Here is a 15,326-nt window from a genome sequence, read left to right as displayed (position 1 = left end):
ATGGGCTTCTTGTCGGCGCGCCCGGCCCCGGCAAAGGGAGCGGGCGCGTCAAGGGCAGGCGCGCTGGCGAATCAGCCCCGCAGCGCCTGAGCCACGGCCTGGCCAAAGGCTGCGCAGCCCAGGCTGCCGCCCAGATCTGGAGTACGCTTGGCAGGGTCTTCGAGGACCAGGTCCACGGCTTTGTCGATGGCAGCGGCGGCTTCCTGCAGCTTGCCGCTGCTACGGTGCTCGCCCATCCAGTGCAGCATCATGGCGATGGACAACATCATCGACACCGGGTTGGCCTTGTCCTGGCCGGCGATGTCCGGTGCGGAACCGTGCTGGGCCTGGGCGCAGCAATGGATGTTGCTGGCCATGATGGAGCCGGCCAGGCCCAGGCTGCCGGACAGCTCGCTGGCCAGGTCACTGATGATATCGCCATAGAAGTTGGTGGCCACGAGCACGTCGAAGCGCTCGGGGTTGCGTACCAGGTGCGCGGTAGATGCGTCTACCAACAGGTCGTCCAGTTGCACTTCCGGGAATTCCCTGGCCACGTTGCGTACGCATTCCAGGAACAGCCCATCGGTCATATGGAAGCTGTTGGCCTTGTGAATCGCGGTTACCTTGCGGCGGCGCTTCATGGCCAGTTCGAACGCCTGGCGCGCGATGCGCTCGCTGCAATGCCGGGTGATCTTGCGGGTCGACAACGCCATGTCAGGAGAAGGCATCACTTCGCCCCAGCCCCGAGTCATGTTGCGGTCCGGGTAAAAGCCCTCGGTAGCCTCGCGCATGATTACCAGATCCATGCTTTTGCCTTCTTTCATGTTCGAGGCCAGGAAAGGACGAGTGCGAGCCGGGCGAACGTTGGCATACAGGTCAAGGCCGATACGGAAGCCTGCCGACACGTTGCGGCCCCCTTTCTCCGGCGCTGGATAGTCTGCATGAGACTGCGTGCCCAGGATGACCCCGTCATAGGTCTTGGCTTTTTCCAGAGTTTCCTCGCGAAGCGTGGTGCCATATTTCTCCAGGCTGGTGAAACCGACATCGTCGTAATCGAAAGACAGGTCCAGGCCGAATTTCTCGTTGGCCACTTCCAGCACCGACATGGAGGCCTGGATGATTTCCGGGCCGATACCGTCGCAGGGCAGAACCAGAATGCGCATTGTTTTTCTCCTTGTTGAAGCGTCTGAGTAGGATCGGTGCCTGACATCGAAACAAGCTGGTTAGCGTTTCTTTGTACCTTATTACATCTAAAAACAATTTATGCAACAGTGAAAGCAGTGGATGCTGCTTTCGAGTTGGCGAGTTAAAGACCCAGCGCCACTACTGGCGGCGTGGCGGCTCCGCGTTCTTCTTGAGCCGCTTCGGCCCGTCGGTCCTGTTCGGCCTTCAGATGGCTCACTACGTCCAGATGGTGGTGCAGGAAATCTGCCGCTTCCTCGCGGCTGCCGTCCTCGATCAAGTCGATAAGGTGGAGGTGTTCCTGGGTCTGGCCTATGAACCTGGTTCGCTCCAGGTTCGAGCGGTACGCCATGAAGCGGCGAAGCTGGTTCTGCCGCCGAATGGCTTCGAGCAGGAAGACATTGCCGGAGCAGCGCACCAGCAGCTCATGGAATGCTGAGTTGATGTCGAACAACTGTGCCCGAGAGAGGGTAAAGATTTCTCCGTCGAGCAGGCGTTGCTGCTGCGCCCGGGCAGCGCTGAAAGCGCGCTTGTCCACTGTGTAGTCGGGTTCACGCAGCGCGAAGGGTTCGATGGCCATGCGAAACCGATAGCTCTGAATGTGGGCATCGCTGTCATGCAGAAATGCCTTGAGCTCCCACCCCTGACCTGCGCGGCGCTCGATCATGGCCTCGCTGGCCAACCGGTTGAGCACCTTCAGCAACTGCCCTCGCGGAATCTCATAGCGCCGCAGCAGCTCGGCTTCGAAGAAGCTGTGCTTGATATCACCGCGCAGCATGTCATCCACTACTCGTAGGTACAGCTCCTCGTAGGGGTCACTTTCCGGCGGCAGCGCGGCGGCTTCGATAGTGGTCGCGTTACGGGTCAGGTAAAAGCCGCGATTGGGCTCCTTGCGTGCAAGCCCGAGTTGTTCGAGCAGGGCGAAGCCCCGGCGGATCGGGGAGCGCGATACCCCCAGCTCCTTGGCAAAAGCTTCTTCACGAAGCGGCTCACCCGCTTTCATCGAGCGTGCACGCGCCAGTTCTATGATGCGTGGCGCAAGGTGTTCGGCAAGGTCTCTTTTCATGTCAGTCTTCTGGCGCTGCCCATGTAGGTCGGCCCTACACAGCCGTAGGGGAGGCAATGAATCTACCATATCCCCAGGCTATGCTCGTGCTCACCGAAGTCGCGTCCTGGCGGCGTCAAGGCCCCTATAGCGAGGAATAGAGCGGGAACAACCCCATTAGCATCGCGGCTGCCATGATCAGGAAGCTCAGCGCGAATGCCCACTTCATGGTGTAGCGCTGATGATCGCTGAACTCGACACCAGCCAGGCCCACCAGCAAGTAGGTCGAGGCTACGAGCGGACTCAGCAGATGCACCGGCTGGCCGATCAGGGACGCACGGCCAATCTCAGCTGCGGTAATGCCATAAGCTTCAGCGGCATGCGCCAGCACAGGCAGTACGCCATAGTAAAAGGCGTCGTTGGACATGAAGAAAGTGCCGGGAATGCTCAGTAATGCAGTGATCGGCGCCAGGTAATTGCCCCATGTGTCTGGCAGCGCCCACAGTAGAGAGCTGGACATTGCCTTGACCATGCCGGTACCGGAAAGAATCCCGGCGAAGATACCAGCGGCGATGAAGATGGATATCTGGGTCAGCGCGGCGGGCGCGTGCGCGGAAATGCGTCGGCGCTGCTCATCCATCTGTCGATAATTGATGGTAAGGCCAATGCAGAAGGCGACCATGAACAACACGGGCAGCGGCAACAGCTCGATCACCAGGCATGTCATCAGCGCCAGGGTCAGTAGCGCGTTGAACCAGAACAGCTTCGGGCGACGCAGCTCAGCGTTCTCATCGCTCAGTGTAAGCAGGTCGCCCATGTCTTCGTCCATGCTCGTGCTGCGCAGGGGGTTGCCTGGTGCTCGCAGCAGCCCTAGACGCTGGCGTTCTTTCAGCCCCAGCAGGTATGCCAGCAGCAACACACCGAGGAAACCGATGATCATCGAGGGGATGAGCGGGATGAACAGCTCTGAGGTCTCGACCTGCAGCGCCGCGGCCACCCGTGCCATAGGCCCGCTCCATGGCAGCAGGTTGGTCACGCTCGCCGCCAGTATCACCACGCAGGGGAGGATCAGGGGGTTGAGGCGCAGCCGGCGGAACAGCGGCAGCATGGCGGTGACCGTGATCATGTAGGTCGTGGAGCCGTCCCCATCCAGGGACACCAGGCCGGCCAACAAGGCCGCGAAGAGCACAGCCTTGGCCGGATCGCCTTTGATGATCTTGATGAATGCACGAATGATGGGGTCGAACAGGCCGGTATCGAACATCAGCCCGAAAAACAGAATGGCGAACATCACCATGATCGCCGTGGGCGCGACCTTTTTCAGCCCCTCGACCATCATCGGGCCCATGTCCGGGGCGAAACCGCCAATAATGGCGAATATGATCGGGACCAGAGTCAGGGCCACTAGGGGTGGCAGGCGCTTGGTCATGATTAGCACCATGAAGGTGATAATCATGCCGTAGCCAAGAACAGAGAGCATATGTATCTCCTAATGCCAGAGTACAATTGTTGTTATGGTTATCACTGGGGAGAGCGCTGGAGGCGCATTAGCTCATGTGCAGCCCACCGTTGATGGAGAAGTCCGCTCCGGTTGCGAAGGCCGACTCATCAGATGCCAACCAGGAGCACATGGCAGCGATTTCTTCCGGCGTACCCAGCCGCCGGGCCGGGATCTCATGGACGATACGATCCATCAATTCCGTGCGGGTCAACGCTTTGAGCCTGGGCGTAGCGATGTAACCAGGCGAAACGGTATTGACCGTGACGCCGCGAGACGCCAGTTCGCGGGCCAAAGCCCGGGTAAAACCGCGGATTGCCGACTTGGCGGTGGAGTAGTTGACCTGGCCGACCTGGCCCAGTTGCGCATTGACCGAGGAAATATTGATGATCCGCCCCCAGCCTCGGGAAGTCATGCTGTCAATCACTTGCTTGGTAACGTTGAACAAAGAGTTCAGATTGGTGTTGATGACCGTTTGCCAGTCATCCGGGCGCATGTCGCGAAAGACCACATTGCAGGCCGTTCCGGCATTGTTCACGAGAACATCCACAGGCCCTACCTCGTCACGGATCTTGGTGAAAGCCGCTTTGGTCGACTCCCAGTCCGCCACGTTGCCTTCGGCGGCGATGAAATCGAAGCCCAGACGCTGTTGCGTCTTCAGCCAGTCCTCCTTGAGAGGCGAGTCCGGCCCACATCCCGCGATCACGGTGAAGCCGTCCCTGGCAAGGCGTTGACATACCGCTGTGCCCAGTCCGCCCATGCCCGCCGTAACGAATGCAATGCGCTTGCTCATCTGTTGCTCTCCGATTGTGATTTCTTGTAGTTCGAGCCACCCTGATGCTCCACGGTACGGTGAGCGTTATTGTTCTGTAAACACCCGCAATACAATTTTTTGATGGCGCAACCCTTTTCTGCTGGTCATTTCGACGGCTGATCTACCGAAATTCCAATACGGACAGACAGTTAGCTTCGTGAGACCAATTATCTGATCACGGCGTTGTCGTCAAAGGTCTGTCGCTATGCTTTTAGGTATAGCTCACAGACCTCCTAAATTGTATTTCGTTATTTTGAAAAACTGATAAGCTCACCCTGTGTTCAAGCGTGACGGTGCTCAGTGGCCAACGTCACCGCAGCCCGAGGATAGCGATGAGTACCGAATCCGAGCTCCGCGAGGAGATTTGCGACACAGGCAAGAGCCTGTATGCAAGAGGTTACTGTGTAGGAAGCGCCGGCAACATCAGCGCCAGGCTGGAAGACGGTTGGCTCATCACTCCGACCGATGCGTGCCTGGGCCGCCTTGATCCGGCCGCTGTTGCCAAGGTTTCCTCGGCCGGCGAGTGGGTATCGGGCGACAGGCCATCGAAAACACTCGCGTTGCATCGACGCATCTACGAAAACAATGCCCAGGCCCAGGCTGTGGTGCATTCCCACGCCACGGCCTTGGTAGCCCTGACGCTCGCCGGTTGCTGGCGCGAGGAAGCCATCCTTCCGCCTATCACGCCCTACCAGGTGATGAAGGTCGGGCGAATACCTTTGATCCCCTATCGTCGGCCTGGCGCGGCCGAGGTCGCCGATGAAGTGGCGGCCCTCGCGGCTCAGGTGCGCGGTGTCATGCTCGAGAGGCTGGGCCCGGTGATCTGGGACACCTCGGTCAGCAAAGCCAGCTTCGCCATGGAAGAGCTGGAGGAAACCGCACGGCTGTGGCTGCAAGTGCAACCGCGGCCCGCCCCATTGAGCGAAGCCGCGATTCGGGAGCTGGAAACAATCTTTAACGTGCGTTGGTAACCCCGCCTCATCAGCCCGGGCCCGGTGGCTAAGCACGCGAACCGCGGGGAGCATCTATTCAGGAGCGGCAGTAGGGTCGCCAGGGAACTTTCATGAGCACGAAGCGTATATTTCTGATCCATGCGACTCGGCTGGCAATGGACCCTGTCAATGCAGGCTTTGCGCGTCTATGGCCCCAGGCCCGTTGTTTCAACCTCTGGGACGATTCACTGTCCGTGGATGCCAATGCGGCAGGGCACGTGACGCCTGCATTGACCGAGCGGCTCTGGCGCCTGGCCGAGCACGCGGTTCGCGCCGATGCCGACGGGGTGCTCTTCACGTGCTCTTCCTATCCCGATGCCATCGCCAGCTGCCAGCGGCGATACCGGATTCCCATGCTCAAGCCCAACGAGGCCATGGTGCGCGAGGCCTTGAACACAGGGTCGCGTATCGCCGCGCTGACCACCTTCGGGCCCGCGGCGGACGCTATTGCCGCAGACTTTGCCGCCGAGAGCGCCGCGCTCGCTCAGGCAGGCCCCGGCACTAGCGCTACTCAGCCGCAGGTAACCCCGGTGCTCTGCGAGGGCGCCCTTGCCGCGCTCCAGGCTGGAGACGTCACTCGGCACGACGAACTGATCGCTGCCACGGCGGGTAAGCTGCGTGGCCACTATGATGTGCTTTGCCTAGCGCAGTTTTCCATGAGCAGCGCAGTATCGGCCTGCGAAGCGGCGTTCGCCGGGCCCGTGCTGAGTAGCCCGGACAGCGCGGTCAGGTTATTGCGAGCCTTGGTAGAGGGCTGAGGGTTACACAGCAAGATGCCTACGAAACCCGTTCAACCGCGCGCGGCTGGCGGCTAAATATTTTCCCCTCCGTGCCGCTAACCAGGCAGACCGGCGCCATGCCACTTCCAGCCACGGACCTCCCATGAACCTACGATCCCTGAAAATCGCCAAGCGCAGCATCCTGTGCTTTGGTGTTATCGCCACCGTGTTGGCTGCCCTCGGCCTGTTCGGCCTCTATCAGATGGCCAACATCCGTGCCCAGGCCAAGCTGGTAACCAGCGAAGGGGTACCAGGGATCGTTACCAGCGACGCCATTGCCTTGCAGTTGGCACGCTTGCGCATGCAGGTCCTACGCCTGGTGGCCGTGCCTGCTGCCGCCGCGCAAACGCAGTCGACCATCCGCGAGATCAGCGACAAGCTGGACGGCCTGTTCGAAACCTACCGCCCGATGGTGGGCAATGAGAACGAACGCTCCAGCTACGAAGGGCTTGCCCGGTTGTATCGCGACTATCTGCAGCAAACCCACCAGGTGGAAGCGCTGGTACTGGCCGGGGACGTAGACGGCGCGCGCCGCATGGTCGTGGATGCCATGACCGAAGCAGGCAGCCGGATGAACGACCTGTCCGCCGCGTTGCAGCAACAGAACCTGGATGAATCCCGGGCGCACGACCAACGTGAAGACGCCCTTTATGCGCAGTCTCGCACCGTTACCCTGGCGGCCGTTTTCCTGGCCCTGGGCTTGACCGTACTGCTTTCCTGGCGCCTCACCCGTAGCCTGACCAAGCCCTTGGAGGCCGCGGTAGTGGCTGCCCAGTCCATCGCTTCGGGTGACCTCACCGAACGTCTTGACACCCGCGGCGACGATGAGGCGGCGCTTCTACTGCAAGCCATGGCCTCGATGCAAGCCACCCTGCGCCAGACCCTGGACAAGATCATGCAGTCCGCCCAACAACTGGCTTCGTCCACCGAACAGATGAGCGCGGTCATGAGCGAGAGCGCCACGGGGCTTGCCCAACAGAACGACGAGATCGAAATGGCCGCTACGGCCGTCACCGAGATGAGTCAGGCGGTGGACCAGGTGGCGACCAATGCCGTTTCAGCCTCCGAGCAAAGCCGTTCGGCCAGCGAAACCGCGCGACGTGGCCAAGGCCAACTGGGCGATACCCTGTCGGCGATCGGCTCGCTGACGGACAACGTGCTGGGCGCCTCTGAACACGCTCGTACCCTGGCGTCCCAGGCTCATAACATCACCCGAGTGCTGGATGTGATCCGCGCTGTCGCTGAGCAAACCAACCTGCTGGCCTTGAACGCGGCCATCGAGGCGGCCCGGGCAGGCGAAGCCGGGCGTGGCTTCGCCGTGGTAGCCGACGAAGTGCGTTCCCTGGCCAGCCGTACCGGGGAGTCGACCCGTGAGATCGAATCCATGATCGCGACCATCCAGGCAGGTACCACCCAGACCGTGGACGCGCTGCTGACCAGCGCCGATCAGGCCAGGCAGACCCAGGAGCAGGCCCATGCCGCCAGCGATGCCCTGGGCGCGATCTCTCATGCGGTGGCTGCGATCGATGAACGCAATGTGGTCATTGCCAGCGCTGCGGAGGAGCAGGCCCAGGTTGCCCGGGAGGTGGACCGTAACCTGGTCCGTATCCGCGACCTCTCCATCCGCACCTCCGCCGGCGCGGAACAGACCCATGCCGCCAGTCAGGAACTGTCGCGCCTGGCCGCCGGGCTCAGTGACCTGGCCGGGCGGTTCAAGGTGTAGAAACGGGGATAGGACCGTGGGCGAAGACGCAGCAGCCCGCGAACTGCCGGAAGCTCGCTTGCTTCGCAAGTTTCCATCAGGGAGGGCCGAGTGGCTTATCGGCACAGGCTGTGGAAGGTAGCGGAGCTGCCGAACGGGCTCAGACGTGCTCTTCCTGGACACCAAGGGCCACCAGTTCCGGCGCGCCTTCGCTGAACTGGAAATTGGACGCGTCCAGGTCATACTCAAGGTCTCCCGCCAGGGATACTTCGAATCGCTGGCCTTGGGCGTCCGGGGTCAGATCCTTGATGAACGTGCGTTGCAAGACGGCGTTATAGCTCACCTGGAGTGTACCGTCCCGGCCATCGCCCAGCCCTGTGTAGCCCAGGGCAGAGACGTCCAGGCGATCTTCGAAGGCGTCGAAGTCAGTGATGATGTCCGCGTGGCTGGCACTGGCGTCCCGGTAGCTATCCGTGGGCGACGTGAAGCGGAACACATCCCGCCCGCTGCCGCCGGTAAGCAAATCGCGGCCTTCGCCGCCGATGAGCACATCGTCATCGGCACCGGCGTTCAAGCGATCATCCCCAGCCAGGCCCGAGAGCACTTCCTTGACCGCCGAGCCCTGGAGGGAGTCACCATTGCTGCCGCCGAGGACGCTCACCGGGGCAAACAGCACATTGCTTTCGTCGAGTTGGCCTGCATAGTTGCCGTTGAGTACCAGCTCGAAGCGGTGGCCCTGGGCATCGTAGTCGTAGCTTTTCAGGAATGTCTGGTTGCCCTTTACGGCGACTGCGAGCGTACCGTTGTGCCCATTGCCCAGCCCTGTGAAACCCAGGCCGATCAGATCGATGCGATCTTCGTCGGCGTCGAATCGGATCAGCGTGTCACTGGCGCTTTGAGTAGCGGTGCGGTAGCTGTCTTCAATGGACAGGAAGCGGATCACGTCGGCGTCATCGCCAAGGTAGAGCCTATCGCGACCGCCATTGCCTTGGTAAACGTCGTTGCCACCTGCGCCGTCCAGTATTTCAGCCAGGTCCCGGCCCTGGAGCAGGTCAGCATTGATCGAGCCTTCGATCGAAAGGTCCCTTTCGCTGCTGAAGCTCAGATCGAGCTCGCCTTCAGGGGTGAGTCGAACCAGCCCATAGTCGGCGTTGAAGCCTACGGTCTGGCCGTTGCCCAGGTCGCTCACCCCGGCAATCAAAAGCTTGCCGTTAGGCAGTACTGTGATCGAGCGGGCCGAATCGTATTCGCCCTGGGTATCGATGCTGGCCACGCCATTGTCGCCGAAGCTGCTATCGTACTGACCATCGGCGCTCAGGCGCACCACCTGGAAATCGGCATAGCCATCATTGCTGCCAGCCAGCACGATCCTACCGTCAGCCTGCACAGCCAGCGCACCACGGTAGTCTGTCAGTACCTCATCGCCGAACACGACCTGGCCAGCTTCACCGAAGCTGGCGTCCAGGCTGCCGTCGGCGTTCACCCGGACAATTCCATAGTGATAGCCCTTGCCGCTGTCGAAGTCTCCGGCGAGGAGGAACTGACCGTTGTCCAAGGCCACGGAATGCACTTCGCCGTTGAAGCTCAACCCTTCGGCCAGGTAGGCCACGCCATCGTCGCCAAAACGGCTGTCCAGGGTGCCGTCTTCGTTGAGCTGAACCAGCACGGCGCCCTGGTCACTGCTTTGGCTGATCAACAGGCTGCCGTCATCGTTGACGGTCACTCGGGTGCCTTCGCTACCCAGGCTGGCGGGGATACTGGCCTTGGCATTGGCGTTGAACGTGGCGTCAGCGGTACCATTGGGGAGCAGGCGGCTGAGGCCGAAACTGTCATTGCCGTTGCGATGGGCGGGGGTCTGTACCAGCAACGAGCCGTCGCTCTGCACGGTGAGGCTGTAGCCTTCATCGATCGGAACCTCGGCGCTGATCAGTCTACGGCCGTTGAGGCCGAAATCGGTATCCAGGGTGCCGTCAGCGTTGAAGCGCACCACTGAGTAGTCATAGGCCGTTTCAATAGGGCCACCATAGAAGCTGAAGCCGGCCACCAGGATCTTGCCGTTGGCCTGCACAGCGATGCTTTGGTTGACTTCATCGAAGCCTGCCACGTCAACGACAACGCTTCCGGGCGCATAGCGGGTGGTGGAACTTGCGGTTTCCAGGGGGTTATAGGCAGCCATGGTTCAATCCTTGAAGAGTGGAGGGGGGGCAGAGTGTGACGGCCTTCACCCTAGCTGCCTTTTCAGCAAACGCCAGCGGTATGAGCGGCAGGGGTTCATTGGCAGCCGCTGGCCACCGGCCTGGCCTGTGACGGAGGGGTAGCCTCGTATTCTGTACCTCGATCACGATCAACGCGCGCTTGCTCATGCTGAACTCTCGAAGGTGGGGTGCAGGCCATCCTAGAGCGCTGGGTAGCTCCGCAACAGGCAGGGTTCGGCCCGGTTGCGGACACTTTCGGACAACCGCGGGCCTCTATCGCTCGCGGCCATGTTCCAGGGCGTAGCGACGGCAGTGCTCGAGGTAGCCGCGTTCATGACTGCCAACCAGTTGCACCACGCTCGACCACAACCATGACGGCGCGTTGAGCGTGCGCGAGCGATTGGCTTGCAGGTCCTTGATCCAGGCCAGGCGCGTGGCCATGTCCATCTGCCTCGCATGAGCGGTGCCTACCACCCGGGCAAGGTAGGCCGCCACCCCCATGGCCTGGCGCTGATCCAGCTCGTCCAGTTCCAGCTTCATGTCCTGGGGCAGCAGTTCACGGATGAAAAATCCGCGCTCGAGCAGGCGGATGGCCACCATCCGGTTGCCCAAGCCTGGCGACAAAGCCCGGGCCCCGGCCAGCACCCGTCGGGCGTTGTCGCGGGGCATGGGCGCCCGATTCACTCGCGGCGCCGCGGCGCCGACGGCTTCCTTGATATCGATCAGGCAGAACTCCTGATCGTCACCCGTGCCGATGCCCAGCAGCACCGCGTATCGAGACAGCCCCAGCGAGCTGCAACCCTTCACCCAGTAAGCGGCATCGAGCAACTCCACCTCATCGTCGCGGGAGCGCCCTTTCAAAGAGGTCACCAGGCCATGGATTTCAGGACTCGCGCACAGGTTCTGCACGGCCTTGCGCTCTTCCTTGGAAAGAGGCCAGAAATGTTTGCCCAGTGGGAGGGTAGGGCGCAGGTCCTCGATCCGCTCCTTGGCCAGGTGTTTCCAGGTGCGGGCCACGGCGCTGCGCATGCCTGCCTTGATCTGGGCCGGCCGCTCGGGCTCCTCGTCGGCATCCTGCTCGAAGGCTTCCTCATAGCCGCGCACCATTTCTTCGAGCATGTAGGCCGTCACCACGCCGGGCAGGTCCGACCCCCGGGCAGCGGTAGCCAGCGACAGGCCCAGGCGGACCAGGTCATGGGCGGGGTTGCCAATGACCGTCTGGTCCAGGTCTCGGATGTGGATGTCTATGCGGCCCTTCAGGTCGCCGGTGGGGCCCAGGTTACCGGCATGGCAATCGCCGCAGATCCAGACCGGCGGCCCGTTGGGCAAGCGGCGGCCTGGCTGACTATGCAACCATTCGTAGAATTGCACCGTACTGCCACGCACATAGGCATGAGCGGAGCGGGCCATCTTGAGGTTGCGCAGTTGAATGAGTGGTTCGGAGCGTTGATCGGGATGGACAGCTTTCATGACGGGGCCTGTGATGGGATACCTCCATGGACAGCGAACCGGGGAAATGTTTCAGAGTGTTTCTATTTCCGATGAGACGACCGCGGCCAATACCCTGCTGCCTGGGGTGGACCGTGGAACATGGCGGCGCTCAGCGCGCCGCCGAAGCGTCAATGAGGCTGGAAAAAGTCAGCGCCGAGCCAATCAGGCAAGGTTGGCGTTCCTTCGTAGGGAAGGATCTGACGAGAGAGCGGGGCGGGGGCCTCGCGGCGACCGTCCGCAGGGCCACGCCCCGGCCCAGGTGGGCCACCCGCCTTTTGGCCGACGCCTGGAGCGCCAGGGCCAAAGCCCCCTGGAGGCGGCCCTCCCTGTTCTGGCCCCGCCCGGCCAGGTGGCGGCCCGGCCATGGGCGCGCCGAAACTGGAGACAGAATCCCGAGCATCGGTAGCGGTGATCGCGCCTGGTGCCTGGGCTTGCTCGACCCAGGCCAGCATCGGTGTCAGGAGGTCGATACTGCTGGGTCCTTCGCCACCGCCGCAGTGGTTGACGCCAGGCAACAGGTAGAGCCGTTCGAAGCCACGGGTGCGCGCTTCTCCCAAGGTTGCGCGCAAGGCCTGATGGTAGGCGAGGGTGTTGAGTGGGGAAATGTGCGGGTCAGCCCAGCCGTGCCAGAGAATGAGCTTGCCACCGGCAGCGGCGAAGGCGTCCAGGTTGGGATTGGTGGCGTCGTACAGGCTGTGCAAGGGGCGCAACAGATCGAAGCCGGCCTTGTCGAAGCGCACTTGTGAAAGGCTGAAATCCGAGGGTGGGTTTTGGGTGTAACTCACCCCGCGTAGCGCATCGAGGGCAATCTTCTCGCTGAAGATCGGCTGATGGGCCTGGGCAGGAACGAATACGCCGGCCCAACCCAGTTCCGAGCCGGGCTGGACACTGCCCACCAACAGCGGCTTGCCGCTTTCAGGGTCCCGGGGGCCGCTATAGAAGCGCCGCACCGCTTCGACTTCGGCAGACGTAAGGCAGCGGTCCGGCGTTTCGCCAGAGCGGCACGCCAGGCTGGCGGGATCGAAGTGGCAGGCCAGAGGGTCCGAGACCAGCCCATCCTTCTCGCCATCCAAGGCATCGCATTGTTCCAGCACCGCGTGGTGGATCAAAGGCAAGCGATTGCTCAGCAAGATCGCCTTGCCATCGGCTCCTGTGTTCGCACTCGCCAGCCAGGCGTGGTATACGCCATTCTGCACCTGGAAGTTCAAGGCGGCGGCACCGGCGATGATGCCGTTGAAGTCCTCCGGATACCGCTGTGCCTCGACCAGGGCCTCGCGACCGCCGTCCGAGCAGCCCGTGAAATAGGCGTAGCGTTGGGCTCGACCATAGAACACTTCGATCAACCGCTTGGCTGTGACAGCGGTCAGGTGCACGGCCCGATGAGCGAAGTCGATGCGCTTCTGTGGGTCGGCACCGAAATCGCCACCATCGCCCTCATGGCCCATGTCTGTCGCCGCGATGGCGAACCGGCCCTGGGTCAAGGGCATGCAGCCATCGGCAGCGCCCACTTCCAGGCCGATACGGCCACAGAGCCCTCCACAGCCTACCTGCAAGTAGCGTTGGGTCCAGGTTTCCGTAGGGAGCGCTACCTGGAAGCCGATGTCCGGGGTCAGCCGGCCGGTAATCCTGCAAGCCGGCGCACCCTCGACGGTTTCCAGCCTGGCGCTCAGCACTTGACTACCAGTACCGCCAATCGAGGTCAGGTCCACCGCGGCAAGACTGGCACAACTGCGTACAGGGCGTGCCACCTGGGCTTCGGGTACGCTCGCGGAAGCCATTGCCGTGGTGCCGATGGCCCAGCAGGCCAACAGACAGAGCCAGCGCCATCGGCTGGGGAAGTGTTTACGCATTGATGTCATTCCATTATTGAACATGGCCGGAACACCCGCCTCCAGCCTGGGAAGCCTAAGTATAGCGGACCAATGCGAGCCAGGTACGTCATGACGGTATCAAGTTCGTCATGGATGCAAGACGGCTTGAGGGCAGGGGCCTGAAATGCCGACCAGGCGGCTATCGGTGGCGTTGAATGTGCAGAAATGATGGAGAATCCCTCGCTGGGGTTGCGAGCGCTGTCCGCGCCCGGCTAAATGACGGGCTGCATGCCCGTTCAGAGGACCTTCCCTTGCCCCCGTCGTCCACCGCCCAAGCCCCGGCCAGAACCCAGGCAGCCGCGCTGTCCAGGCCGAGTTCAGCCCTGATCGCTTCTCTCCTGCTGGCCATGTTCCTCGCTGCGTTGGATCAGAGCGTGCTGGCCACCGCATTGCCCGCTATCGCCACCGACCTGCACGGTATCGAAAGCCTGAGTTGGGTAGTGACCGCGTTCATGCTCACATCCACCATCAGCGCGCCTCTTTACGGCAAGCTCTCGGACCTCTACGGGCCGCGTCCGTTGTTCCTGTTCGCCATCGCGCTCATTGTCGCTGCGTCCGTGCTCTGCGGCGCCTGCACCTCCATGGGGCAGTTGATCGCCGCGCGCGGGCTGCAGGGCCTGGGCGCCGGCGGGTTGATGACGCTCTCGCAGATCGTGATCGGCCGCTCCGTCAAGCCCAGCGAACGAGGGCGCTACCAGGGTGTGTTTTCCGCGACCTTCGCGGTCAGCAGCGCGGCGGGGCCTCTGTTGGGCGGCTTCATCACGTCGAATTTCAGCTGGCGCTGGATCTTTTTCATCAACCTTCCCCTAGGGCTGCTGGCCATGCTCGGGGTAGCACGCAACGTTCCTCGCTTCTCCTCCCAAGCCAAGGTAGCCGTGGACTACGCCGGCGCCGTTACCCTGGGCATCGCTACCTCGGCACTGCTTTTGCTAACCCATGCCCCTGCTCTGGGGTTCGGGGGCGGCGTGCTGCCTGCCTTGGTGCTGGCTGCGGTGATGATCTTGGGCTATGCCCTGCTGTATCGCATCGAGCGCAGCGCTCAGGCTCCCATCATCGATCCGGCCCTATTCCGTAACCGGCGGTTTACGGTGGCTATCTGCGCCATGGCAGCCATGGCGTTCGCAATGATGGGCTCGCTGGTGTTCATGCCCTTGTACTACCAGGCCGTTCTGCATCAGACGCCCACCGAGTCCGGTTTCATGACGCTGCCTCAGGTGGCGATGATGGTACTGAGCTCCTTCGTGGGCGGAGCCATCGCCACCCGGCGGCAGAACTTCGCCCAGCTTCTGCTGGTAGGCGTAGCCCTTGAGTGCCTGGCGCTGTGCCTGCTGTTCGCCTTCACTCACGCGGGCCTGGGCGCGCCATGGTTCTTCCTGACCATGGGCATATTGGGCCTGGGCATGGGCGTGGGCATGCCCAACGCGACCGTCCTGGTACAGAATGCCGTGTCGCCTGCAGTAATGGGGGCCGCTACAGCGGCGCTGTCTTTCTGCCGCTCCCTTGGCGGGGCTGTCGGCGTTGCCGCCGCGGGCGGGATCATGGGCTATGTGCTCACCCAGGGGGCGGGCGCGCTGCCGATTTCGTTGGGAAGCATCCAGATCGGGGACCCTCAATCCCTGAGCCAGGTGCCCGCCGCTCAACTCGCGCAGGTGACCGAACTGTACCGCCAGGCCATCAATGCCAGCCTGCTGGCTGGTGCCTTGGTCATGGGTTTCGCGGTGCTGCTGGTGGCCTGGCTGGTAAGATCGGCCAAGCGTACCCCTAAAGCCTAACCCCCT

General features: G+C 62.3%; 11 protein-coding genes. 4 read left to right on the top strand and 7 right to left on the bottom strand.

Annotated elements, in window-relative coordinates; genetic code table 11:
* Nucleotides 1–71: 71 nt before the first annotated feature.
* The 4 genes from BN1188_RS20390 to phbB form a co-directional block, all read right to left on the bottom strand.
* A complete protein-coding gene (locus tag BN1188_RS20390) occupies nt 72–1,142 on the bottom strand; it encodes an isocitrate/isopropylmalate dehydrogenase family protein (protein WP_040263529.1) in 1,071 nt (356 codons plus the stop codon).
* Between the two features lie 143 nt (nt 1,143–1,285).
* Entirely contained in the window at nt 1,286–2,227 is a 942-nt protein-coding gene (locus tag BN1188_RS20385; RefSeq protein WP_040263528.1) for a GntR family transcriptional regulator, read from the bottom strand.
* 124 nt (nt 2,228–2,351) lie between these two features.
* Nucleotides 2,352–3,686 carry a CitMHS family transporter gene (locus tag BN1188_RS20380; protein WP_040263527.1) on the bottom strand — a complete coding sequence of 445 codons (1,335 nt, stop codon included), beginning with the start codon at nt 3,684–3,686 and terminating at the stop codon, nt 2,352–2,354.
* Between the two features lie 67 nt (nt 3,687–3,753).
* Nucleotides 3,754–4,497, bottom strand: coding sequence for an acetoacetyl-CoA reductase (phbB, locus tag BN1188_RS20375; protein WP_040263526.1), 744 nt, complete (start codon nt 4,495–4,497; stop codon nt 3,754–3,756).
* Between the two features lie 353 nt (nt 4,498–4,850).
* Between phbB and otnC the strand changes: the two genes are divergently transcribed.
* The 3 genes from otnC (at nt 4,851) to BN1188_RS20360 (ending at nt 8,012) form a co-directional block, all read left to right on the top strand.
* Complete coding sequence (gene otnC, locus BN1188_RS20370) at nt 4,851–5,489, top strand: 3-oxo-tetronate 4-phosphate decarboxylase (RefSeq protein WP_040263525.1); 639 nt, start codon at nt 4,851–4,853, stop codon at nt 5,487–5,489.
* 92 nt (nt 5,490–5,581) lie between these two features.
* On the top strand, nt 5,582–6,268 hold the full coding sequence (locus tag BN1188_RS20365; protein ID WP_040263524.1) for an aspartate/glutamate racemase family protein: 687 nt from the start codon (nt 5,582–5,584) through the stop codon (nt 6,266–6,268).
* A gap of 124 nt (nt 6,269–6,392) precedes the next feature.
* On the top strand, nt 6,393–8,012 hold the full coding sequence (locus BN1188_RS20360; RefSeq protein WP_040263522.1) for a methyl-accepting chemotaxis protein: 1,620 nt from the start codon (nt 6,393–6,395) through the stop codon (nt 8,010–8,012).
* Between the two features lie 139 nt (nt 8,013–8,151).
* Here BN1188_RS20360 and BN1188_RS20355 read toward each other — a convergent pair whose 3' ends face one another.
* The 3 genes from BN1188_RS20355 to BN1188_RS20345 form a co-directional block, all read right to left on the bottom strand.
* Nucleotides 8,152–10,167 carry a M10 family metallopeptidase C-terminal domain-containing protein gene (locus BN1188_RS20355; RefSeq protein ID WP_040263520.1) on the bottom strand — a complete coding sequence of 672 codons (2,016 nt, stop codon included), beginning with the start codon at nt 10,165–10,167 and terminating at the stop codon, nt 8,152–8,154.
* Between the two features lie 292 nt (nt 10,168–10,459).
* Nucleotides 10,460–11,656 carry a DUF2252 domain-containing protein gene (locus BN1188_RS20350; protein ID WP_040263519.1) on the bottom strand — a complete coding sequence of 399 codons (1,197 nt, stop codon included), beginning with the start codon at nt 11,654–11,656 and terminating at the stop codon, nt 10,460–10,462.
* A gap of 149 nt (nt 11,657–11,805) precedes the next feature.
* On the bottom strand, nt 11,806–13,527 hold the full coding sequence (locus BN1188_RS20345; RefSeq protein ID WP_052469416.1) for a tannase/feruloyl esterase family alpha/beta hydrolase: 1,722 nt from the start codon (nt 13,525–13,527) through the stop codon (nt 11,806–11,808).
* 272 nt (nt 13,528–13,799) lie between these two features.
* Between BN1188_RS20345 and BN1188_RS20340 the strand changes: the two genes are divergently transcribed.
* Nucleotides 13,800–15,320 (top strand): MFS transporter, encoded by a 1,521-nt coding sequence (locus tag BN1188_RS20340; protein ID WP_232430951.1) that lies wholly within the window; start codon nt 13,800–13,802, stop codon nt 15,318–15,320.
* Nucleotides 15,321–15,326 lie beyond the last annotated feature (6 nt).

The sequence above is a fragment of the Pseudomonas massiliensis genome, assembly GCF_000826105.1.
GTDB classification, from domain to species: domain Bacteria; phylum Pseudomonadota; class Gammaproteobacteria; order Pseudomonadales; family Pseudomonadaceae; genus Aquipseudomonas; species Aquipseudomonas massiliensis.
This window is presented reverse-complemented; position numbering and strand designations above follow the sequence as displayed.

What these genes read in the sequence shown, in the direction of transcription:
- BN1188_RS20390 (WP_040263529.1), bottom strand. Translation starts at nt 1,142, where the DNA reads ATGCGCATTCTGGTTCTGCCCTGCGACGGTATCGGCCCGGAAATCATC.
- BN1188_RS20385 (WP_040263528.1), bottom strand. Translation starts at nt 2,227, where the DNA reads ATGAAAAGAGACCTTGCCGAACACCTTGCGCCACGCATCATAGAACTG.
- BN1188_RS20380 (WP_040263527.1), bottom strand. Translation starts at nt 3,686, where the DNA reads ATGCTCTCTGTTCTTGGCTACGGCATGATTATCACCTTCATGGTGCTA.
- phbB (WP_040263526.1), bottom strand. Translation starts at nt 4,497, where the DNA reads ATGAGCAAGCGCATTGCATTCGTTACGGCGGGCATGGGCGGACTGGGC.
- otnC (WP_040263525.1), top strand. Translation starts at nt 4,851, where the DNA reads ATGAGTACCGAATCCGAGCTCCGCGAGGAGATTTGCGACACAGGCAAG.
- BN1188_RS20365 (WP_040263524.1), top strand. Translation starts at nt 5,582, where the DNA reads ATGAGCACGAAGCGTATATTTCTGATCCATGCGACTCGGCTGGCAATG.
- BN1188_RS20360 (WP_040263522.1), top strand. Translation starts at nt 6,393, where the DNA reads ATGAACCTACGATCCCTGAAAATCGCCAAGCGCAGCATCCTGTGCTTT.
- BN1188_RS20355 (WP_040263520.1), bottom strand. Translation starts at nt 10,167, where the DNA reads ATGGCTGCCTATAACCCCCTGGAAACCGCAAGTTCCACCACCCGCTAT.
- BN1188_RS20350 (WP_040263519.1), bottom strand. Translation starts at nt 11,656, where the DNA reads ATGAAAGCTGTCCATCCCGATCAACGCTCCGAACCACTCATTCAACTG.
- BN1188_RS20345 (WP_052469416.1), bottom strand. Translation starts at nt 13,527, where the DNA reads ATGCGTAAACACTTCCCCAGCCGATGGCGCTGGCTCTGTCTGTTGGCC.